Genomic DNA, 20,858 nt, shown 5'->3' with positions numbered 1-20,858 from the left:
GGGGAAACGCCCTCGTTAACACAATCTGGTTAGCGGCCGAGGCCGAGACCGACTTCGCCGAGAACGTCGTTGACGATCGCGTCGACCGAGCCGTCGATGTCTTCGACGTCGACACTGCCGACGTCGGAGTCGACATCGGTGCCGTTGCCGGCGTCAACCGGAGCGGTGACGGGAGCGTCGATCGGAGCGACCACGTCGTTGCCGTTGGCGACGGACGCGTCGTTGCCGACCTCGTTGCCGGAGGCGACATCACCGATGTCGCTGTTGAGGGAATCGTTCACGAGCGGGCCATCTACCACTCCGCCGTTCACGAGGCCGCCGTTGCCGACTCCGCCGAGCGAGGTGTCGTTGCCGAGCACGCCGTTGCCGGTCGAGTCGTTGCCCGAGAAGTTGAACAGGTCGCCGATGATGTCCAGGCGATTCTGCTCGGACGAGCTGTCGGTGCTGGTGCTGGTGCTGGTGCTGGTGCTGGTGCTGTCGCCGTCCAGGGCCTGGGCTGGGGCGACGAAACCGCCGATGATGAGAGCCGATGCTGCGGCGCCGGTGATTCCCAGCGCGGTGATCTTGCGAACGTTCGTGTGCTTCGTGATCGTGTTCATGAGAGCTCCTATTCGTTGTTCTGTTCCGGCCCGATCATTTCTCGGGCCGCACAGATGGTCCGGAGCCCCGGCCCAACCGGTTTGGTTACTGTGCCCCAAATGGGTGTCGTTGATCGTTCTGAACGAGCAACTCGGTCGACGCCACGGGCGCGGATCGCCGCTACGAGCGGCATCCGCTCGTCACCGCGGTGAAACCTGAGAACAATCTGGCAAATCGCGCTCGATCTCAATCGAGGGGCCGGCGAGTAGGCTGACGACACGCTCACGCAACGCGTTGCTGCGCTCGGTGAAACCGCGCTGGCGACGCACATACTCCGCCTTACCGGCGGCAGTCTCAACCGCGACCGGCGCATAGCCCCAATCGGCGAGGTCGTAGGGCGAGGCCTCCATGTCGAGCTGGCGAATGTCGCGCGCGAGTTCGAAGGAGTCGAGCAACACCTCGCCGGGAACGAGTGGGCCGAGCTTGATCACCCATTTGTAAATGTCCATTCCGGCGTGCAGGCAGCCGGGCTGCTCCAGAACCGGCTGGTTCTCCCGAGAGGGCGAGAGCTGGTTCAAGGGGATCGCTGCGGGAGTGAAAAATCGGAACGCGTCGAAGTGGCTGCAGGCCACGCGGTTGCCGTCGACGACGGCGTCGGTGTCGCCCTGGCCGAGGCGCAGCGGCGCAACATGCCGGTGTTCACCCTGGCGGTAAACCATGGCCCACTCGTGCAGTCCGAAACAGCCGAAATGGGCGGGGCGTTGCCGAGTCGCACTGAGCAGTGAACCGATGAAGCGGATGACGCGCTCGTTCTTCTCGGAGAAGGCGGCGGCATCCACTTGGCTGTCGCTACCTTCGCGACGGTACCACTTCCAGTTCGCGCGAGGCTCGGCGGCGGCGCCCTGCAGCAGCACGCCCGCTCCGGGATGCCAGCGGCGCAACAAGCCGGGACGGAACGGGTAGTAGGTGAACAGAAAATCGTCGACCGGATGCGTCTTGCCGGTTGCCGCGCGCTCGCGGCGGCCACGGGTAAACGCGTCGGCGCGTTCTTCGTGGGCTTGCTCGAGGCCCCGCCACTCGGTCATCCCGAGCACCCGGGTCTGGTCAGTTGGGTACACCCATTGAGGATACCCGCGCAACGTGGCAGCCGACCGAGGACCGAGGACCGAGCGACGACAACCGGCCTGGATGAAGCTGTTCCCTGAGTCTCGACCGGATCAGCATGGTGGCTGCAACCGTGACGCCCGGACTCAGCTGACCGGAATCAGCCGCCCAGGCCCAGCCGGCGCAGGGTCGGCTCGAGTTCGCTGCGGGCCGCAGAATCGAGGCCGACGCCGACCGTGACGCGCGCGGGAATCACGGGCGGAGGGCGGCGATTCTTGCCGGCGCAGCAGCGGCAGGTACACCCGGAATCTTGATCGAGCCGATGTTCGGCAGCACGGCAATGCGGCCGTGCAACTCGTCACTGAACGTGACATGGGTGGTGCCCGGATTGTCGTAGACGACGAGCAGAATCGTCGACTCGGCCGTGACCGCTCGGTAGAGGCCGAAGACCTCGTCGTCGGTGAGAGGCTGGTAGGACATGGGGGCGAGGGCTCGCGGAGTCAGTGAATCATCCGCTCCCCGTTCAAACATCTAGGTGTCTCCCGGGGGTCCCTACTTATCCCAATTGGGCTTTTCGGCGGTGGTGACGGCGCGATTTTAGCTGGCGGGGCGCCAGGTTCGGGTGCGGTCGAAGTGGAGCCGGCAGTCGGGTATCTACGCGGCGAGGGGAGCGGCGCCGGCCTGCCAGCGGATGGCGCGCATGCCGGCCCGGGTGCCGTGTGGTTCGTCACCGTGGCCGCGCAGGCGTCGGCACTCGACAAGGTCCTCGGCCGGTGTGATGTGCGGGTCGCGGCAGGAGCTGTCGTAGCCGGTGTAGTCGATTTCAAGAAGGAGTTCGTCGTCGGTCATAGTGGCTCCACTTCAGCGGGGCATCTCGTCTGAGGTGCCGGGCGAATGCACCTGCCGCAGCAGGCGCGTGCCTCGAATTGATCGCGCACGATAAGTCGGCACGCGATCGGAATCGAAGCCCGATGTCACTCTCCGGCGGCCTCGGCGGAGCTGGTCTGTTCGTACGAGGGTAAGTTGTCGTCGTGTGGTTTGTCTGCCCAAAAGCGAAAATGTTTCATTTCGTTACGCGGTGAAGATCCGTCGTTGACCTGCATGGGTGCGAGTCCCACCCGGGCGTACCCTCAAGCCATGAAACGTGCACTCGCACTCAGCCTGGTGACCGGGCAATTTCTTCTGCTGGCAGCCCTGGCCTTCATACCGCACGGCACACTCTGGTTCACAAACGTCGGAGTGATCGTGGCAGCGATTTCGTTGGGTTTGGTCGGCGCCGTGCTCGTGGTTCTCGGCGTCATCAAACTGGGGTCGGCGTTGACAGCGAGTCCGATTCCACGCGAGAAGGCCCAGCTGGTCACTACGGGGGTATACGGGCTCATGCGCAGCCCGATCTATGCGGGACTCATGACCGGCGGTGTCGCGCTCGTGCTGGTGGGGGCATCCGCTTGGCACGTGGTGGCCTGGGTCGCGCTAGTCGGGCTGCTCTCGATGAAGACCCGGTGGGAAGAGCGGATGCTCTTAGCCGAGCACCCCGATTACCGCAGCTACGGTGCGCGGGTCGGGCGATTCGTGCCCGGTATCGGCCGGCTTGCTGCGGGCGAGTGACGCCGCGCGATTGACCAGACCCAGCGATTGCGGGCACCTTTCGGGAGCCGGGTAACGATTTGTGCGCGGCGGTGTTGCCACCAGTATGACTATTCCGCTCTCCATTCTTGACCTCGCTCCGATTGCCCCCGGGCAGACCGTTCGGGAGAGCTTCGCGGCGAGCGTCGCACTCGCGCAGGCGGCCGAAAAACACGGGTACGAGCGCGTCTGGTACGCCGAGCACCACAACATGCCGACCATCGGATCGTCGGCGACCAGCATTCTGATCGGCCATGTCGCCGGGCAGACCAGCACGATCCGGCTCGGATCCGGCGGCGTCATGCTGCCCAACCACTCCCCGCTCGTGATCGCCGAGCAGTTTGGCACCCTCGCCGAGCTCTACCCCGACCGCATCGACCTGGGCCTCGGCCGGGCGCCCGGCAGCGACCAGAACACCGCCCGGGCGATGCGCCGCGACCCGCGCGCGTCCGACCAGTTTCCCCAGGACGTCATGGAATTGCAGGCCTACCTGCGCGGTCAGTCCGTCGTGCCGGGCGTGCAGGCCGTACCCGGCGCCGGCACCAATGTGCCGCTGTATATCCTGGGGTCGTCGTTGTTCGGTGCCGGGCTCGCCGCCGCGCTGGGCCTGCCCTACGCCTTCGCCTCCCACTTCGCGCCCGACGCACTGCACGACGCCATCGCGCTCTACCGCCGCGACTTCGCGCCGTCGGAGCAGCTCGCAGCGCCGCACCTCATCGTTGCGGCGAACGTGATCGCGGCCGACGACAAAGCGGATGCCATGCACCAGTTTGAGACGACCCGCCGCACCCGGGTGCGCGGCATGCTCTCCCGCGGGCCGGCGACCCCGGAGTACAGCGACGACCAGATCGACGTCTTCCTGACCACGCCGGAGGGTCGCAATATCGCCAATATGATGCGGTATTCCGCGGTCGGCACGGCCGACGACGTGCGTGCCTACCTCGAGGATTTTGTCGAGGGAACCGGGGCTGACGAACTCATCCTGGCCCACCAGTCACCGTTCATCGACGGTCGCCTGCGGTCGGTCGAACTGACCGCCGATGTCATGAGTCTCGTCGCTGCCTAGCTCAGGGCCACTAGGTTGGCAGCATGACCCCGGACGCGCTCGTCGACCTCTTCCTGAGCCTGCCCCAGGCGGTGGAAACGTTTCCGTTCGGCGAGGAGACGAGCGTGTTCAAGACCAGCGGCAACGGCAAGATCTTCGCCCTCGCGGCCCTGGCCAGCGAGCCGCTCACGGTGTCGCTCAAGTGTGATCCCGAAGAAGGTCGTGCCCTCCGCGAAGAATTTTCCGTCTGGATTACGCCGGGCTATCACCTGAACAAGAAGCACTGGATCACGATCGTGCTCAACGGCAACGTACCCGCTGAGCTCGTCGAACAGCTGTTGCGCGACAGCCATGCACTCGTGCGGCCCCGCGCGACTCGCGCTAATCCAAGCTAGTTTTATCGAAAACGCTCGCATTCATCTACGGCGGTTTCGACCTGCCATAGGGGTAGTCGCCGAGCCGTGAGCTTCAGGCCCCAACCTAGCCGCGACGTGAGTCTCACACCGTTGAGTCGTTTAAATCGAATCGAAACTCACGGGTCGACGTACGAAACTCACGGGTCAGCGAGCGGATGTCGTGCCTCCGGCCTCGGGGATCGGCTCGCCCAACGGATCAGCAGCGCTGCGATCAGCGAGGGCCATGCCGCCCACCGGCAGGCCGGCCCACGACAGCAGCGTCCAGCCCTCCTCGGGTGAGCCGGTCAGCTCGACCACACCGGTGTTGTCGAGTTCGTTCTCGCCCGCGAAGGTCGCCGGCACGTTCTGAGCGCGGGCCGCGGTCCACACCCGAATGGCCGCGCCGTGACTGAACACCGCGGCCACGTCGGAACCGTCCGCCGCAACAGCGATGTCGGCATCGAATCGACGGAAGAAGTGGTGACCGTCGTGAGCGCCCGGCATACGCTTGTCGAGGTCGCCGGAGCCCCACGCCACCGCTGTCTCCAAATAGGTGCGAACGGATACCCGATCGCGCAGCCCCTCGAGCGCCCCGGCTTCGATCTCGTGCAACCCGGTCGCAACCTGAAGCTCGAGGCCGCGGTGGGCGGCGAGTGGATGCGCCGTCAGCCGGGTGCGCAGCAGCGTCGACACGAAAATGGCGTCGATCGGGTCGGAGCGCAGGGCATCAGGAATTGCGGCGGCCTGCCTCAGGCCAAGATTGGTCAAACCCGGTCCGGGATGCTCGGTGTCGAGCCGACCGAGAACATTGCCGGGAGTCTGGCCATGGCGAATCAGGAGAAGTCTCATTTACCTCCAGCATAGGCAACGCGACTGGCCAATAGAAGACGCGTGCGCCGACGGCCGCAGCGTTGAGGGTTTCGAGTTTCAGCCCCGGCAGTTGCGTCAGATGTCCGTGGCGATCTCGAACTTGGTGAGCACGGGCGCGCCGGAGAGTATCGTTCCCAAAGACGATTTACCCGGTCCCGCACGATAGGTGCGATACGCGGTGTCGTGCTCCAGCGAGACCCATTTTTCCACGAGAACAAAGTGCGTGGAGTCCTCGGTGTCGACGAGCACATCGACACCGAGGCATCCGTCGAAGGCGCGGGTAGCAAGGAGAGTGTCGTGTAACACCGCGGGAGCCTCGGCGAGGGACTCGGGCTTTACATAAATATCGAGAAAAGCGGTGATAGGCACAACAGCTCCAAACAGGTTGAGGTCACGGGGCAAAATCGGTTACGAGCGCTTGATCACGTCGGCATTCCTGCAAGCCCTGACGGATCAGGAAAAATGTCGCGCAGGTCCAGCATAGGGAACGCGGTGTGGCGGGGAAGAGGGATGCGCCGACCGCACCGGCTTTGTCTGGCCGCAATGGGTCCCCGGCGCGGCCTGGCAGCGGAGGGTGGCAGCATGGAAGAACTACCCACGCGCGTTCAAACAGAAAGCAGTCCCATGACCATCATCAAGATCAATGCCATCACCGTGCCGAGCGATGGCGGCGACGAACTCGCCCAGCGCTTCGCTGCCCGTGCCGGTGCCGTCGACGACCGCCCCGGTTTCGAAGGCTTCGAGCTGCTCAAACCGACCGATGACCGCCTGACCTGGCTCGTCGTGACTCGCTGGGCCGATGAGGAATCGTTCCAGGCCTGGCTCAGCTCCCCGTCCTTCGCTCACGGCCACCGCAGCGAGGCGCCCAAGGAGGGCGAACCGGCCGCGCGCCCCGTCGGAGTGAACAGCGAACTGTGGTCGTACACGATCGCCGGTGGAACCGGGCACTGACAGGGGCGATTCCATCGCCGCCCGGTGATCACGGCTCAGACGGGCGCGTCGGCCTCCGGGGCGGCCGTGTCCTCGAGCAGAAGCAGGCTGTCCCGAATTTCGACGTGCCGTAAGCAGTTGCAGCGGTGTGATCTTGCAAAGCAGCACGCGGTCGCGGTAGTTTTTTCTGGCGGCGGCCATGCCGTCGACGGCTGCTGGGAGCCCGAGGCCGAGAACGCGGTTGATCGGGAAAAAGAGCAGTGTCAGGGTGTAGGCGGTGCGCCCAGCCAACCAGCAAGAAGTCAGGGTAGACAACGGCGAGCGCGGCGCTGGTGAGGCTGATGACGGCGTAGGCGAGCACCCCAGGTAGGCGAGCACCCCCAGTCCTTCCGCCGGGAGCGACCACGGCGGTTGTTGCACCGGTCATCCAATGGGCTACGCTGAACGTGTCTAACGTGGCTTCCGGGGGAAAGCGGTTGTGGCGACGCTCGTGAGTGGCGAAAAATGCGGGGCTCTGATCTCTGTGCCTAGCACGGGATCTTTCGTCACTCTCCGAAGGCGTCGCCGCGTGCCACGCGGCTTGCCCGACACTCGGCGCCCGCAATGGGCTGCCGAGTGTCGGGCGCACTCTCAGCGGCCAGCCGCGCGCATCCGCTCAGGCTAAGAAACGTTACTTCGGCGCGGCCAACCGTTCGGACCCGCTGTTAAGCTGGGCTAATGAGCACTGTGCCAAGGACTGCCGCCGAAACAACTGTCGATGCGGCTCGCCCGGCTCGATCCCAGGCGCTGCTGGATGCCGTCACCAACTCCGTCGTCATCGCCGACGGCGCGATGGGCACCATGCTGCAAGAGCACAATCCCACGCTCGAGGACTACCAGCAGCTCGAGGGCTGCAACGAGATCCTCAATGTGAGCCGCCCCGACATCATCGCAGCCATCCACAACGTCTACCTCGAGACCGGCATCGACGCCATCGAGACCAACACCTTCGGCGCGAACTGGTCCAACCTCTCCGATTACGGCATCGAAGACCGCATCGAAGAGCTCGCCCGGCTCGGCGCCGAGATCGCCCGCACCAGTGCCGAGAGCTTCCAAGCGAAAGACGGCCGCGTGCGCTGGGTGCTCGGGTCGATGGGTCCAGGCACAAAGCTGCCGAGCTTGGGCCACACCACCTATGCCAACCTCAAGTCCACCTTCGCTGAGCAGGCGCTCGGCCTCATCCGCGGCGGCGCCGACGCCTTCCTCATCGAGACCTCGCAGGACCTGCTGCAGACCAAGAGCGCGGTGAACGGATGCAAGCAGGCCATTACCGAAACCGGCATCCGCTTGCCGATTTTCGTCGAGGTGACTGTGGAGACCACCGGAACAATGCTGATGGGCAGTGAGATCGGCGCCGCCCTCACCGCGCTCGAGCCGCTCGGCATCGACGCGATCGGCCTGAACTGTGCCACCGGACCGACCGAGATGAGCGAGCACCTGCGCCACCTCTCCAAGTTTTCGCGCGTGCCCGTGATCTGTATGCCCAACGCCGGCCTACCGCAGCTGACGAAGACCGGCGCGAGCTACCCCCTCACCCCCGACCAGCTGGCGACGGCGCATGAGCAGTTCGTGAAGGAGTTCGGGCTGGGGCTCGTGGGCGGATGCTGCGGCACGACTCCCGCACACATGACCGCGGTGGTCGAACGCTTGCGCGGGGTCACCGTGAAACCGCGCACGCTCGAAGCGGATCCCGGCGTCGCGAGCCTGTACCAGCACGTCAGTTTCGACCAGGACAGCGCCTTTCTCGCCATCGGGGAGCGCACCAACGCCAACGGCTCGCGCGCATTTCGCGATGCCATGCTCGCCGAGAACTGGGACGACTGCGTCGACATCGCCCGGAGCCAGGTGCGCGACGGCGCCCACCTGCTCGACGTCTGCATCGACTACGTGGGCCGTGACGGCGTCGCCGACATGAAACAGGTCGTCTCCCGCCTCGCGAGCGCCTCGACGCTGCCTCTCGTCGTTGACTCCACCGAACCGGCCGTACTGCAGGCCGGCATGGAACTCATCGGTGGCCGGCCGGTCGTGAACTCGGTCAACTTCGAAGACGGCGAAGGCCCCACGTCGCGGTTCGGCCGAATCATGCCGCTCGTGAAGGAGCACGGCGCCGCCGTCATCGCCCTCACCATCGACGAAGAGGGCCAGGCGCGCACCGCCGAGCATAAGGTGCGCATCGCCACCCGCCTAGTCGATACCCTCGTGAACGTGTGGGGTATGCGGGTCGAGGACATCATCGTCGACGCCCTGACCTTTCCTATCGCGACCGGCCAGGAAGAAACCCGCCGCGACGGCATCGAAACCATCGAGGCGATTCGGCAGATCAAGGCGAAGTACCCGGGTATTCACACCACGCTCGGCGTGTCGAACGTGTCGTTCGGGCTCAACCCCGCCGCCCGCTCGGTGCTGAACTCGGTCTTTCTGCATGAGGCCACCGAAGCTGGCCTCGACTCCGCCATCGTCAACTCCGCCAAGATCGTGCCGCTCGCCTCGGTACCCGACGACCGCCGCAAGGTGGCCCTGGACCTGGTCTGGGACCGCCGCGAGTATGACGCCGAGGGAACCCTCACCTACGACCCGCTCGTTGCTCTGCTCGACCTGTTCGCCGGCGTCGACTCCGCCGCACTGAAAGACGAACGCGCCGCCGAACTCGCGGCGCTGCCGGTAGGCGAACGGCTGGAACGTCGCATCATCGACGGAGAAGCCAAGGGCCTCGAAGCCGACCTCGACCTTGCCCGGGCTGGGGGCTTGAGCGCTCTCGACATCGTCAACGTGCACCTGCTTGTGGGCATGCAGGTCGTCGGCGCCCGCTTCGGCAGCGGTGAAATGCAACTGCCGTTCGTGCTGCAGTCCGCCGAGGTCATGAAAGCCGCCGTCGCGTTGCTGGAGCCGCACATGGAGAAATCCGAAGCGGCAGGCAAGGGCACGATCGTGCTCGGCACCGTGCGCGGCGACGTGCACGACATCGGCAAAAACCTCGTCGACATCATCCTCACCAACAACGGCTATGACGTGATCAACATCGGCATTAAACAGCCGATCGCTGAGTTTATCCGCGTCGCCGAAGAGAACGACGCCGACGTCATCGGCATGAGCGGGCTGCTCGTGAAATCGACCGTGGTCATGAAAGAAAACCTGCTCGAACTCGAGTCGCGCGGACTCGCCGGTAGATGGCCCGTTCTGCTCGGCGGGGCCGCCCTCACCCGCTCGTACGTCGAGGACGACCTCGACAGCGTCTTCGCCGGGCAGGTGCGGTACGCCCGTGACGCCTTCGAGGGACTCGCCCTGATGGAACCGCTCGTGGCCATCGCCCGCGGCGCCGATCCTCTTTCGGTGGGTCTGCCGGCGCTCAAGAAGCGCATTCACAAAAAGACCCTGCTAACCCTCACCGAGCCCGAGGAGATGCCGGTGCGCTCCGAGGTCGCGAGCGAGAACCCCATCCCGGTGCCGCCGTTCTGGGGCACCCGCATCGTCAAGGGTGTGGCCCTCGCCGACTTCTCGGCCTTCCTCGACGAACGCGCCACCTTCATGGGGCAGTGGGGGCTCAAGCCCAGCCGCGCCGAAGACGGCGCCAGCTACCAGGAACTGGTCGACACCGTCGGACGGCCGCGCTTGCGCTACTGGCTAGACCGTATCCTGGGCGAGGGTATGCTCGACGCCTCGGTTGCCTACGGCTATTTTCCCGTCGTCGCCGAGGGCGACGACATGATCGTGCTGCACCACGGTGACGACCCCACCGGGCGCCTCGGTCAGGCCGGCCTGCTCGCGCCGGATGGCGGTTCCGGCGGCCAACTCGGCACCGACCGCCTGCGCTTCAACTTTCCCCGGCAGCGCCGCGACAAACATCTGTGCCTGGCGGACTTCGTGCGCGGGCGCCAGTCTGGACAAACGGATGTCGTCGCCCTCCAGCTGGTCACCGCCGGCGCCCACGTCGACGAGGTCACGGCCAAAATGTTCGCCGCGAACCAGTACCGCGACTACATGGAACTCAACGGACTCACCATGCAGTTGACCGAGGCGCTCGCCGAGTACTGGCACTCCCGTATCCGCTCGGAATTTGGCGTGGGTGGCGAAGACCCGCGCGACATTGCGGGAATGTTCAAGCTGGAGTATCGCGGTGCCCGGTTCTCGCTCGGCTACCCGGCCTGCCCCGAGATGGAGGACCGCCGCAAGGTGGTCGAGCTGCTGAGACCCGAGCGGATGGGCGTGGTCTTGTCGGAGGAACTGCAGCTGCACCCCGAGCAGTCAACCGACGCGTTCGTCTTCCACCACCCGGAGGCGAAGTACTTCTCGGTTTAGGTGAACGGCGGCGAGTTGAACGGCGCGGCGGCTGGTGCCCTAGATCGCTTGAAGGCAAGGGCATTCTTGCACGGTGCCGCCTTGATTGGGTGGACGTCCGGCTCACGGGCAAGACTTGTGCTTCTCGTTACACTGAGCCTGTCGCTTGTATGGGCGACACCATTTGCGCGGCCGGAGGAGATGCTGGGATGTTGGAAACTTCTCCAGTTGTGCTCCGGTTACCGTTCCGGGGCCGGTGGGTCGCGGGGAACAGCCCGGCGAACCGCGTTCCTAGCCATGGCACTCATCTTTTCGGCACGACATTCGCGATCGACTTCGTCGCTGTCAACGAACGCGGTCATTCGGGAAAGCGCGGCTGGCGCTCGGTGCTGGCAACAGAGTCCCCTGAGGTCTTTATCGGATTCGGTGCACCAATCCTCGCGCCGGCATCGGGCACGGTGGTTGCCGCGATCGACGGTGAGCTTGATCACGAGGCCCGCCGCTCACAATTGGCGCTAATTCCTTACGCGCTTTCTCAAGCTTGCCGTGTTCGGAAGGGCGTCGGCGCGATCGCCGGCAATCATGTGGTTATCGCGATGGCTTCTTCCGGGCCCTTCGTACTCATGGCCCATCTGCGGAGTGGAACGGTGAACGTCGCAGTGGGATCGGTAGTCGAGGTGGGCGAGACCATTGGTTCGTGCGGGAATTCGGGTAATAGCACGCAACCTCACGTGCACGTGCAGGTCACGGACTCAACTCTCTGGCCGACGGCGCGCGGCCGTCCGATCATCTTTGAGCTGCAAATTCTGCGCGGACCAGACAGTGCCCCTCTCGCCCGCATATTCGATTTCGTACTGTGCACCCAAAAAGTTCGCAGCATCAAAGACTGGACAGGACCGGCAAGGTCAAGCAGATTCACGTTGTCGACCACCAGCACCAGAACACGTCGCTTCGCAGCGGTAGGGACGCTCATGTCACCGACCATAACTCGCCCGACCCGATCCCGAACAGGGCGAGTTCGGCGAACAACACGGACCGATCCGGCAAACAAGACTGGACCGCCGGTTTAGGGGCGGCGTCGCCCCAAGTTCTGGCTCTCGTAAGAACGATTCCCCGCGACCAAGTAGCCCGCGCAGAAGTGCACAGAGCCGTCGAAACGGCCTGAAACAAAACCATGCGATGAGCAGCCTGCCGCACAACGTCGCTACCAAGATTGATCGATCGCGTGAAGGCAACAGTGCGCACCGCGATCGACTTTCGAGCGGGTGGGCAAGCGCGGCTTAGCGCCCCTGTTCCACGTCCACCGCCCCGTAGAGGGCTGACCCGTAGAGAGCTGACCCGTAGAGGGTTCCCCTTGCGGAGGTCGAGCCTAAGTTCGAAGCACAGTACATCTGCATCTGGTGCTGGCTAGCGACTGTCAGGTGAGCTGCCACGAAAGTCAACACTGAACGCTCAAGCGTCGATATGTATCAATGAGTGATGTATGTTGGTGCCATGTCTTCCAGCGCCCTGCATGAGCCAACCTTTTTGATCCTTGCGGCCTTGGCCGAGGGACGGAAACATGGTTACGGCCTCATCGCTGAAGCTGAGACGCTCTCGGACGGTCGAGTAACTCTTCGCGTGGCGACGCTGTACACAGCATTGGATCGGCTGCGGAAGGAAGGACTCATCTCTCCCGCGGGGGAGGAAATCATTGATGGTCGACTTCGTCGATATTACGAACTGACAGATAACGGCGCTGCGACCCTCGCTCAGGAGATCGCTCGCATGGAGCAGCTTGCAGCGCGGGCGACCGTCCGCCTTGCGCACCGCCCCGGCTTCGCCTTCGGCTGGAGTAGCGGAGCCTGGGCATGAGCTCCCTGGCGTCGGTGGAGTCACTCGGGCCAACGACCCGATTGGCGATTCGACTTTTTCCCGAGTGGTGGCGGGAGCAGTACGGAGCTGAGGTCATTGACACGCTCGTCGAGCTGCGCCAGCGGCGGCACGGGGATCTAATGGAGGATTTTCATCTCGCCAGCCGTGGCATCTGGTTGCGAGCACGAACGTCGCCGGCTTTTTGGGGTGGGATGTTCCTGCTGATCGTGATGCTGTGGGCGTCGGGGCAGGTGCCCAATCCGTTCTTGGTGCAGCGCTACTGGCCAGCGCTACTAACGGCGGGCGGATCGGCGGCGCCGTTGGCCCTCCCGCTGGCTGCGGTGATCGCCGCCGTGCAAGGCCACCGGCACGGCCGGAGAGCCGCTTCAAGTGATGGGTCGCGGAAGCGCGTAGCCAGGGCTGCATGGTCGATGGCGCCGGTGCTGGCCAGTCTGCTGCTCGGTTACCTGGTGGTTGTTCTTCTGAGCCTTCTCGTTTCTGGCCTCCCCGCGACGGGATCGCCGAGCGCGCTTATCGTTCCGCTATCGTTTGCCGGTCTTGCACTCGGAGCGGTGGCCATAGGTTTCGCCCTTGGCACTGTGTTGCCCCCCGTGGTGGCTGTTCCTGTCGCGGGTGCGCTGCTCTGCGCGTGGTATTCGATGCCCTTCGATGGTGCTGTGCTCGCGTGGCGCAATGTGACCGGCGCCGGCCTGACGCAGTGCTGCCTCTGGGTCGATGTCGTCCCGCATCCGCAGGCTCAGCTCATCGCCATTGCCAGTGGCGCGGCGCTCGCCGTAATCACCCTGCTGCTCGTCGCCGTACGTCCCGGCATGCTGAGATCGGTGTCGTTCGTGGGCGTGGCATTGTCGATTGTGGCGATACTCGTGGCCGTTGCGCCGTCTGTCCCTGCGCTCGGTCAAGCCAGTCAGATCGGACGAGACCTCACCGAATTGCAGTGCCAGGGCACATCCCCGCAAGTGTGCCTCTGGCCCGAGCAGGAAGCAGAGTTCATAACAGCGATCCGTCCCGTGGTGACCCAGGCGTTCCAACGTGGAGTCGCTGCCGGTCTCCCGATGCGAGCTGCAGTCACCCCCTATGTCGGCGGCCTGAGCGACGGGCAGGAGCACGGGTCCCCGATCAACAAGGTTTCCATACGTTTAGGGGACTCGGATGCGGCGATCCTCGCCAGCTATGGCCAAGCGGTCTATGCCTCCGAGAGCTGCGCAGTGCCCGATTCCGTTGACGGCCCCGTGTCTGGGCGGGAGGTGGGCGTGCAGTACGCCATAGCCCTGCTCCTGGGTGCGGAACCGGCCGCTGCACTTCCACACATGGAGCACTCCGTGGAGGAGCGTCTCACCTCAATCGCCTATACGCCCGCCGAGGTCCGCGACCTCATCGGCGTCCACAACATCGCAGAAGCGCGCACCACAGTGAACGACTGGCTCGCCTCATGCGGCAGCTAAGACTTCTCGCGGCTGTTGCCGTGGTCGTCGGGCACGGGTACGTCCTCAACGGAGAAACACCGGCACCACGCGTGGGCGGAATACCGCTCCACACCCTCGGGCTGTATGTCTTTTTCACGATCAGCGGCTACCTCATCACGTCGAGTTGGAACCGCTGGCCCAACCTCCCCTCCTTCGTGCGCAATCGCGCTTTACGCATCCTGCCCGCCCTCGCGGCAGTGGTGCTCCTCACCGTGGTCGTCATTGGACCGCTCGCTACCGAGCTCACCCTCAGCGAATACCTAAACACCCCGCAAACGTGGCTCTATCTGTCCGGTGTACTGCTGGTGTGCTCCTACTTCGCGCTTGGCGCCCTCGCTTGCCACCTCCGCGTGGATCGTCGGCATTTCCCGGCCTTGCTCATGGCGTGCCTCGTCGTCGGGTGGCTTCTGCTCGGCGAATTCATCGCACCGATAGCAACGATTTGCGCCTGGGCGGTCGTGCCCGCGGCCGTCCTTACCATTGCACTGCGCTCCAAGAACACCCGCTCCGGGGTTGATTTGTCCTATGGCGTCTACTTGTGGGGATATCCAATCCAGCAGCTTGTTCTCCAAGTGAATCCAGATCTTCCGGTCGTGTACTCGGTGGCACTGACGATCCTTTTCACCCTGGCGGTCGCGACTCTCTCCTGGCATCATCTCGAAGCCCCGGCCCTCGGCCTGAAACGTTTAGTGAGACCCCGAGCTATTCCTCGTCGTCAACCGAAATCTGCACCTTGTGTAACCACGGCCTGAACGCGGCCGCTCCTTGCCACCGCATCCACGCCGATCAAGCATCGTCCTCAAACGCTAATGTTGCACGCGGCTACGTGAGCGGGATGGCCGTCCCGGAGAGTGGTTCCGGTCAACGAAATGCGAAAACCGGATCCGTACTGCGAATCGTGCAGCGCTCTTGGACCGGTCTTAGGACGAAAGCGAGAGGACCGATCGTTATCAGAGCGAGAAGCCCTCCGCCAATGAGCCCGAGCATCACGCCTGGAGGCGCGTACCCCATCACGTTCAGCGCGATGAAGGCTGACACAACGAGCACGAGGAATGCGATGAGACAACCGATCATCACGATCAACCAAACGTATGAAGCGGCGCCGAATCGGTGGCTACGAGCGAGTACAACAAGTCTTAGTCCTAACCTCCGGAAACACTGCAACTACGCTCGCCGCCGGGGTCGGAAGAGCCCACACACTGGTGCCCCCCAGCGACACCAGCCTGTTCGCATTCTATCGAAATCGTCAGCTCGAGGGCAGCAGCCTGCCTGAGGTACACCGCAGTGACCCTTCCGGACCGGTGATTGACGCGGCAACTCGGCCAACCGATAGCAGCTTGTACAAATGAATAGGGTACGACTCCGCGCGGAACGGCTTCTTTTGAGACTTCGTCATTCGAGTTCGGATTCGATAGCCCGCCCGAAGGACTGGGCCTGGTAGGCATCGACTGTTACGCCTAGGACGGCATGCCTGAGACTCGGCGTCCCGTAGGGGGTTGCACGTACAAGACAGCGGCCGCCCGGTCAACTGCGGGGAGAAATTTTCGTTCGCCGCAGAGCCGCGAGCACGGCCGGGCCGACCAAGACGATACCGACCACGGTCGTGATGGCTCGTACCGTATCCCAGGTGAGGGTCGACGTGAAGAGTGAGTAGAGCGCGAACGAGGCGAGGTTCGTGCCGGGGTCGGCGGTGGCTTCGTAGGAGATGCCCGTGCCGCTGCCCACCGCGAAAGGCCAGAACCAGAGGTTCATAATTAGACCGAACAGGTAGGACGCGACCACGCCGTAGGCGGCGAGCAGGGCGATTTCGAGGTTGGCGCGCAGCCGCTGGCCGGAAGAATTTCGCTGCGCGGCGTTCTGCCAGCGGGGGAGCAGCCCGGCACCGGCGCCGACCCAGCCGCAGGCGAACATCTGGAACGGGGTCCACGGGCCAAAGCCGCCCCAGAGCATCGACGACACCGAGATGGTGAGCAGGCCGAGCAAAAAACCAAAGCGCGCGCCGTAGACGCGTCCGGCTAGGATGAGCAGCACGAACACCGCCTCGACTCCGCCGGCGCCGGCGCCGGCGATGCGCACTGCGGCACCGACGGCCGAGAGCACGCCGAGCAGCGCGACGGTTTTCGCCGTGTACATCTCGCGGTCGAGGATGAGCGCGAGGGCCACGATGAGCGCCGGGATGAGAGCGAACGCCACGATCGGAACCGCGACCTGCGCGTCTGCCGGCACGGCCCCGACGAAGAACGGCCAGGCGAACGCGGCGACGGCCAGCAGGCTGCCGGCACCGAGAATCCACTCCGTCCAGCGGATGCTGCGGCGCGGCCGCGCCTGATCCGCGCGGTCTCGGGGGCGGTCGCTGAGTGTGAACACTGCGTCGGGGGTGCTCTGGGCACCTGGAGCTTCATCGGCGAACGTACCAAAGACGACGGCGACGGCGACGTCGACGTCGACGTCGACGTCGCCGGCGGCGGTTGCATTCTCGCGGGCCGTGGTTGATTCGTCGGTCATGAGCGCACCTCGATCGGGGCGGCGAGCCGCCCGGCCTGCATGCGCAGGGTGCGCGTGGCCAGGTCCTGCGCGAAGTCGTCGTCGTGGGTGGCGAAGATGACCGCTGAGGCCGCACCGGCGGCCGTAAGCAGCGCCGCACTCACGAGCGCGCGCGCAACCTGGTCGAGGCCGCGGGTGGGTTCGTCGACGAGGAGCAGGGCAGGCCGGGCGGCGAGCTGAATGGCCATAACGAGGCAGAGCCGTTCGCCGGCGGAGAGGTCGCGCGGGTGGCGCTGCAACAGGCGCGCGGCATCCGCTGGGGCATTGAAGCCGAGCAAATGAGCAAAAAGGGCTGCGGTGTTGCGTTCGGTGTCGGTGTCGGTAGCGGCGGGGGAAGCGTGCCTAAAATTCGGTTCGCGCAGCGTTCGATCAGCGCGGCGACATTCCTCGGCCACGGTGATCGCAAACAGCAGGTCGTCGAAGTTCTCGGGCACGAGCGCCACGGCGTGCCGGCGCGTACGCCGCTTGAGGGATCGAGCATCGTGCCCACCGACGATGACGGTGTCGGCAGCGGTCGGCAGCGCGATCGCCCGCAGCAGGCTGGACTTGCCGGCACCGTTGCTACCGCGCAGGGCTACGAGCTCGCCCGCCTGAACTTCGAAGGACACGTCGTTGACGACCAGATTGGTTTTGTGCCGAACACTCAGTCGACGGATGCTCGCGAGCGCAACCGCAGGCACAGCGCCGATATCCCGCGTAGCGCCCTGCGCCGCCGCTGCGATGCCCGGACCGCTCCCGGATGATGGCAGTGTGGTACCCCACGAGTCTGCGTCACTGCCCGGTGTCATCGTCGTGCTGAATTCGGCGGAGAACTGGTGCAGGCGGCTGCCTCGAATCTGCAGCCAGGCATCCGCTATCGTGGCGAACTCACGCGTGTTGTGTTCGGCGATGACGACGCAGACGCCGGCCTCGTGGGCGAGCTGGCCGAGCACGGTGCAGACCCGGTCGCGGGCGGCCGTATCGAGGTCGGCAAGCGGCTCGTCGACGAGCAACAGAATGGGATGGTTCACGAGGGCGGCGGCGATCGCAACGAGGCTGGCTTCACCGGCCGAGAGCTGCTCGATCGGACGGTCGACCAGGTGCTCGATTTTCAGCCGGGCGGCCACCTCAAGAACTCGGGCGTGCACGATCGGCGCGGCGACATTGCGCACGGCCAGGGCGAAGCCGATCTCGTCGTGCACCGTTTCGGCCGCGAAGCCGAGGCGCACGTTCTGCGCGACGAGCCCGACGAATCCGGCGGTGTCGCGCGGGGGAGTGCAGGCCCGGTCGGCGCCGGCAACGTCGATGTGTCCCTGCTGGGTGCCGTCGTAGAAGTGCTGGAACAGGCCGCTCATGCTGTGGAGCAGGCTGGTTTTGCCCGACCCGGTCGCGCCGACGATCACGGTGAGGGTGGCTGGCTTGAGGGTGACGTTGAGCCCGTCGAGGTGCCAGCCCGTCTTGTCGGGCGCAGCACCAAATTTCAAACCGGCATTCCGGAGCACCACCGGTGCCTCGCACACGCCGGTCACGACGCGGGTGGCCGCGAATCCGCGAGTTTCCATCGACGCGGCCAGCGCGAGCGCGCGCTCGATCGTCTGCTCGAAGATGGGCACGAGCAGCGACGCGATCGAACGTTCTCCGCGCAGGGAGCGGGCGACCCGCACGCGGCGCACGGATTCCAGGAGTGCCGGAAAGGTCGCCCAGGCGATCACGAGCGAACGGGAGATGGCGCGCAGCGGCCCGCGACCGGCACCGCGTGCGAACAGGGCCTGCACGTTGATGACAGCGTTGAGCAGGCCAAAGAAGACGATGACGGCGGCGACCGGCAGGGCGCTTTGCGCCGCGTTGCCGAGCCCGGCCAAGGTGACCGGGCCCAGGAGAGTGATGTGGCTGAACGGTCCGTCGAGTCGCAGCTTTGGAAGATCCAAAAGTACCGGCCCCAGGCCTGCTCCGGCGCCGCCGAACACCACGCGGTAGACGACCCGCAGCAGCACGAAGCTGACTGCGAGCACGACTGCCGCGCGCAGCGGGGCCAGGCGCAGGCGAAACACTTAGCTGCCGGGCGTGGGTGTTTCGGTGCCGGTCGTGTAGACGAGGCCCACTGACTGGCCGGGTTCGACCTCGAGGGTGCCGAGGCCTTCCTGGGCGTAGTCCCAGTTGGCGTCGGGGGACGCCTTCACCCAGAGGGCCCAGTAAGCGTACGCCGGCGGCATTGACGCGCAGGTTTCGGTGAACGATTCCTGGCCCTCGACCACGACGGTTTCGTCGGCGGCCGGGCGGTCGTTGACGCGGCAGACGATCTGGTCGCCGTATTCCACGCTTCCCTCGGTTGTGACGCCGGTAGACGCAAGGGTCTCGCTCGCGGCAATCGCCTCGGTCGCATCGACGCACTCGGTGACCGGGTCGGCGCCGAGCGTACCGAAGTCGACGACGACGTTGACGCCGGCGCAGTCGACGGCCGCAGCATCCGCTTCAGCCGTGGCGGTGGCGGCAGCGGATGCCGGCGAGCCGGTTCCGGAATCGGTGGCGGCGCATCCGCTCAGCGCGGCGAGCAGCACGAACGCGCCCAATATGGCCGAGGTGCGTGCTGCCGGGGTGCGTGCTGCCGTGGTGCGTGCTGCCGTGGTGCGTGCTGCCGAGGTGCGGGAGAAAGTGGGCGCGGTGAAAATTGGCGCGGTGAGGTTCATGAATTCAGAGTACCTTGCGTTTAGAGGATGCCGGCGACTCGGTCGAGCCCCCCGCGGAGGTCGAGCAGGAGGTCGTCAAGCGCTTCGATGCCGATCGACAGGCGCAGCATTCCGGCGGTGATGCCGAGGCGTGCGTTGAGGTCGGGGGCAAACGACGCGTGGGTGGTGGTGAGCGGATGCAGCACCATCGAGCGGGTGTCGCCGATTCCGGTCATGCGGCTGAACACGCGCAGGCCGTTGGTGAAGGCGCGGGCACCCTCGGTGCCGCCCTTGACGGTGACGGCGAACACCGATCCGGTGCGGCCCTGGTAGTACTTCTGCGCGATCTCGTGCAGCGGGCTGCTCGGCAGGCCGGCGTAGTCGACGATCGCGACCTCGGGCTGTTCTTCGAGCCAGTGCGCGATCGCGATGGAGTTGTCGACGTGGCGTTCCATGCGCAGCGACAGGGTTTCGATGCCCTGGTGCAACAGAAATCCGTTGAACGGTGAGAGCGAGGGGCCCACGTCGTTGACGACGGCCTCGCGCACGTATTGGGCGTAGGCGGCCGGGCCGAACCGCTCGAGCAGCGAGGGCAGGCCGGCACGCAGCGAGTCGGTCAGCAGCGGGTAGCGGCGAGAGCTTGCCGCCCAGTCGAAGGTGCCACCGTCGACGACAGCGCCCGACACCCCGGCGCCGTGGCCGCTGAGAAACTTGGTGGTGGAGTGCACGACGATGTCGGCGCCGTGTTCGAACGGGCGAATCAGGTACGGCGTGGCGATGGTGTTGTCGACGACGAGCGGAATTCCGTGGCGGCGGGCGACGGCGGCGATGCGCGCAATGTCGACGACGTCGTTGCGCGGGTTGGGAATGGTCTCGGTGAAGATCGCCTTGGTTTCGGGTCGGATCACCGCGTCCCAGGCGGCATCGGAGTCGGTATCCCAGACGTAGTCGACCTCGATGCCCATGCGGCGAAAGCTGCGGCCGAGCAGAATGCGGGTGCCGCCGTAGATGCTTGCGGTCGAGACGATGTGCTCGCCTGACTCGGCCAGGGCGAACAGAGCGGCGCTGATCGCGGCCTGCCCGCTCGACACGGCGACACAGGCGGTGCCACCCTCCAGTGACGCCAGCCGCTGCTCGGCGACCGCGTTGGTGGGGTTGCCCTGCCGGGAGTAGATGGGTTCACGTGACCCGCCGTTGAAGCGGGCGGCCCCGTCATCGAACGAGTCGAAGACGTAGCCGGCGCTGAGGGTGAGCGGCGGAATGCGCGCTCCGCGGTTCTCGTCGGCGTATTCGCCCACGTGCACCTGGCGGGTGTCGAAGCTGAAGCCGTCCCAGTCGGTGATCGGCGTCACGACCTCGGTGGCGTCAGAGTTCAGGAGAGTAGCGGGTGCTGGTGCTGGCGTGGCCATGGAACTTCCTGTTGTGTCGGGCTTCGAGTAGCTCTGGGACTGGAGCGGGACATTCGTTT

General features: G+C 65.3%; 19 protein-coding genes. 9 read left to right on the top strand and 10 right to left on the bottom strand.

Annotated elements, in window-relative coordinates; translation table 11 throughout:
* Nucleotides 1-29 precede the first annotated feature (29 nt).
* From E3T47_RS11160 to E3T47_RS11145, 4 genes are all read right to left on the bottom strand, one after another.
* A complete protein-coding gene (locus tag E3T47_RS11160) occupies nt 30-599 on the bottom strand; it encodes a hypothetical protein (RefSeq protein ID WP_134556126.1) in 570 nt (189 codons plus the stop codon).
* 180 nt (nt 600-779) lie between these two features.
* Nucleotides 780-1,664, bottom strand: a complete 885-nt coding sequence (locus tag E3T47_RS11155; RefSeq protein WP_134556221.1) for a 3-methyladenine DNA glycosylase — start codon at nt 1,662-1,664, stop codon at nt 780-782.
* Nucleotides 1,665-1,935: 271 nt separating this feature from the next.
* On the bottom strand, nt 1,936-2,214 hold the full coding sequence (locus tag E3T47_RS11150; RefSeq protein ID WP_198416622.1) for a beta/alpha barrel domain-containing protein: 279 nt from the start codon (nt 2,212-2,214) through the stop codon (nt 1,936-1,938).
* Nucleotides 2,215-2,337: 123 nt separating this feature from the next.
* Nucleotides 2,338-2,532 carry a hypothetical protein gene (locus tag E3T47_RS11145; protein WP_134556125.1) on the bottom strand — a complete coding sequence of 65 codons (195 nt, stop codon included), beginning with the start codon at nt 2,530-2,532 and terminating at the stop codon, nt 2,338-2,340.
* 288 nt (nt 2,533-2,820) lie between these two features.
* On the opposite strand from E3T47_RS11145, the gene E3T47_RS11140 reads away from it, so the two are divergent.
* The 3 genes from E3T47_RS11140 (at nt 2,821) to E3T47_RS11130 (ending at nt 4,749) form a co-directional block, all read left to right on the top strand.
* Nucleotides 2,821-3,291, top strand: a complete 471-nt coding sequence (locus E3T47_RS11140) for a methyltransferase family protein (RefSeq protein ID WP_166805701.1) — start codon at nt 2,821-2,823, stop codon at nt 3,289-3,291.
* A gap of 85 nt (nt 3,292-3,376) precedes the next feature.
* Complete coding sequence (locus E3T47_RS11135; RefSeq protein ID WP_134556123.1) at nt 3,377-4,375, top strand: LLM class flavin-dependent oxidoreductase; 999 nt, start codon at nt 3,377-3,379, stop codon at nt 4,373-4,375.
* 23 nt (nt 4,376-4,398) lie between these two features.
* On the top strand, nt 4,399-4,749 hold the full coding sequence (locus tag E3T47_RS11130) for an MmcQ/YjbR family DNA-binding protein (protein ID WP_134556122.1): 351 nt from the start codon (nt 4,399-4,401) through the stop codon (nt 4,747-4,749).
* 165 nt (nt 4,750-4,914) lie between these two features.
* Here E3T47_RS11130 and E3T47_RS11125 read toward each other — a convergent pair whose 3' ends face one another.
* Together E3T47_RS11125 and E3T47_RS11120 are read right to left on the bottom strand one after the other, a co-directional pair.
* Nucleotides 4,915-5,598: a histidine phosphatase family protein gene (locus E3T47_RS11125; RefSeq protein ID WP_134556121.1), complete on the bottom strand. Its 684-nt coding sequence runs from the start codon at nt 5,596-5,598 to the stop codon at nt 4,915-4,917.
* A 96-nt stretch (nt 5,599-5,694) separates the two neighbouring features.
* Nucleotides 5,695-5,988 carry a putative quinol monooxygenase gene (locus tag E3T47_RS11120; protein ID WP_134556120.1) on the bottom strand — a complete coding sequence of 98 codons (294 nt, stop codon included), beginning with the start codon at nt 5,986-5,988 and terminating at the stop codon, nt 5,695-5,697.
* Between the two features lie 255 nt (nt 5,989-6,243).
* Between E3T47_RS11120 and E3T47_RS11115 the strand changes: the two genes are divergently transcribed.
* From E3T47_RS11115 to E3T47_RS11090, 6 genes are all read left to right on the top strand, one after another.
* Nucleotides 6,244-6,570 (top strand): antibiotic biosynthesis monooxygenase family protein, encoded by a 327-nt coding sequence (locus E3T47_RS11115; RefSeq protein WP_134556119.1) that lies wholly within the window; start codon nt 6,244-6,246, stop codon nt 6,568-6,570.
* A 696-nt stretch (nt 6,571-7,266) separates the two neighbouring features.
* A complete protein-coding gene (gene metH / locus E3T47_RS11110; RefSeq protein ID WP_134556118.1) occupies nt 7,267-10,884 on the top strand; it encodes a methionine synthase in 3,618 nt (1,205 codons plus the stop codon).
* 149 nt (nt 10,885-11,033) lie between these two features.
* Nucleotides 11,034-11,933: a M23 family metallopeptidase gene (locus E3T47_RS11105; RefSeq protein ID WP_338419391.1), complete on the top strand. Its 900-nt coding sequence runs from the start codon at nt 11,034-11,036 to the stop codon at nt 11,931-11,933.
* A gap of 424 nt (nt 11,934-12,357) precedes the next feature.
* The gene (locus tag E3T47_RS11100) at nt 12,358-12,717 is read left to right on the top strand and encodes a PadR family transcriptional regulator (RefSeq protein ID WP_134556117.1); all 360 of its coding nucleotides are present in this window, start codon (nt 12,358-12,360) and stop codon (nt 12,715-12,717) included.
* Nucleotides 12,714-14,180, top strand: coding sequence for a hypothetical protein (locus tag E3T47_RS11095; protein WP_134556116.1), 1,467 nt, complete (start codon nt 12,714-12,716; stop codon nt 14,178-14,180). The genes E3T47_RS11100 and E3T47_RS11095 overlap by 4 nt, the downstream gene beginning before the upstream one ends.
* Nucleotides 14,168-14,953 carry an acyltransferase family protein gene (locus E3T47_RS11090; RefSeq protein WP_134556115.1) on the top strand — a complete coding sequence of 262 codons (786 nt, stop codon included), beginning with the start codon at nt 14,168-14,170 and terminating at the stop codon, nt 14,951-14,953. Before E3T47_RS11095 ends, E3T47_RS11090 begins: the two co-directional genes overlap by 13 nt.
* Nucleotides 14,954-15,725: 772 nt before the next feature.
* Here E3T47_RS11090 and E3T47_RS11085 read toward each other — a convergent pair.
* The 4 genes from E3T47_RS11085 to E3T47_RS11070 are packed head-to-tail and all read right to left on the bottom strand — an operon-like array spanning nt 15,726 to nt 20,799.
* Nucleotides 15,726-16,706: an ECF transporter S component gene (locus tag E3T47_RS11085; RefSeq protein ID WP_134556114.1), complete on the bottom strand. Its 981-nt coding sequence runs from the start codon at nt 16,704-16,706 to the stop codon at nt 15,726-15,728.
* Nucleotides 16,703-18,775 carry an ATP-binding cassette domain-containing protein gene (locus E3T47_RS11080; RefSeq protein ID WP_134556113.1) on the bottom strand — a complete coding sequence of 691 codons (2,073 nt, stop codon included), beginning with the start codon at nt 18,773-18,775 and terminating at the stop codon, nt 16,703-16,705. Before E3T47_RS11080 ends, E3T47_RS11085 begins: the two co-directional genes overlap by 4 nt.
* The gene (locus E3T47_RS11075) at nt 18,776-19,411 is read right to left on the bottom strand and encodes a hypothetical protein (RefSeq protein WP_134556112.1); all 636 of its coding nucleotides are present in this window, start codon (nt 19,409-19,411) and stop codon (nt 18,776-18,778) included.
* A 20-nt stretch (nt 19,412-19,431) separates the two neighbouring features.
* Nucleotides 19,432-20,799, bottom strand: a complete 1,368-nt coding sequence (locus E3T47_RS11070; RefSeq protein ID WP_134556111.1) for an O-acetylhomoserine aminocarboxypropyltransferase/cysteine synthase family protein — start codon at nt 20,797-20,799, stop codon at nt 19,432-19,434.
* Between the last annotated feature and the right edge of the window lie 59 nt (nt 20,800-20,858).

The sequence above is a fragment of the Cryobacterium ruanii genome, assembly GCF_004404055.1.
Taxonomy (GTDB): Bacteria; Actinomycetota; Actinomycetes; order Actinomycetales; family Microbacteriaceae; genus Cryobacterium; species Cryobacterium ruanii.
Note: the sequence above shows the minus strand (reverse complement) of the source record. Positions and strands in the feature narration are given on the sequence as shown.

Coding starts and splice junctions, on each gene's coding strand:
- E3T47_RS11160 (WP_134556126.1), bottom strand. CDS start 599: ATGAACACGATCACGAAGCACACGAACGTTCGCAAGATCACCGCGCTG.
- E3T47_RS11155 (WP_134556221.1), bottom strand. CDS start 1,664: ATGACCGAGTGGCGGGGCCTCGAGCAAGCCCACGAAGAACGCGCCGAC.
- E3T47_RS11150 (WP_198416622.1), bottom strand. CDS start 2,214: ATGTTTGAACGGGGAGCGGATGATTCACTGACTCCGCGAGCCCTCGCC.
- E3T47_RS11145 (WP_134556125.1), bottom strand. CDS start 2,532: ATGACCGACGACGAACTCCTTCTTGAAATCGACTACACCGGCTACGAC.
- E3T47_RS11140 (WP_166805701.1), top strand. CDS start 2,821: ATGAAACGTGCACTCGCACTCAGCCTGGTGACCGGGCAATTTCTTCTG.
- E3T47_RS11135 (WP_134556123.1), top strand. CDS start 3,377: ATGACTATTCCGCTCTCCATTCTTGACCTCGCTCCGATTGCCCCCGGG.
- E3T47_RS11130 (WP_134556122.1), top strand. CDS start 4,399: ATGACCCCGGACGCGCTCGTCGACCTCTTCCTGAGCCTGCCCCAGGCG.
- E3T47_RS11125 (WP_134556121.1), bottom strand. CDS start 5,598: ATGAGACTTCTCCTGATTCGCCATGGCCAGACTCCCGGCAATGTTCTC.
- E3T47_RS11115 (WP_134556119.1), top strand. CDS start 6,244: ATGACCATCATCAAGATCAATGCCATCACCGTGCCGAGCGATGGCGGC.
- metH (WP_134556118.1), top strand. CDS start 7,267: ATGAGCACTGTGCCAAGGACTGCCGCCGAAACAACTGTCGATGCGGCT.
- E3T47_RS11105 (WP_338419391.1), top strand. CDS start 11,034: ATGGGCGACACCATTTGCGCGGCCGGAGGAGATGCTGGGATGTTGGAA.
- E3T47_RS11100 (WP_134556117.1), top strand. CDS start 12,358: ATGTCTTCCAGCGCCCTGCATGAGCCAACCTTTTTGATCCTTGCGGCC.
- E3T47_RS11095 (WP_134556116.1), top strand. CDS start 12,714: ATGAGCTCCCTGGCGTCGGTGGAGTCACTCGGGCCAACGACCCGATTG.
- E3T47_RS11090 (WP_134556115.1), top strand. CDS start 14,168: ATGCGGCAGCTAAGACTTCTCGCGGCTGTTGCCGTGGTCGTCGGGCAC.
- E3T47_RS11085 (WP_134556114.1), bottom strand. CDS start 16,706: ATGACCGACGAATCAACCACGGCCCGCGAGAATGCAACCGCCGCCGGC.
- E3T47_RS11075 (WP_134556112.1), bottom strand. CDS start 19,411: ATGAACCTCACCGCGCCAATTTTCACCGCGCCCACTTTCTCCCGCACC.
- E3T47_RS11070 (WP_134556111.1), bottom strand. CDS start 20,799: ATGGCCACGCCAGCACCAGCACCCGCTACTCTCCTGAACTCTGACGCC.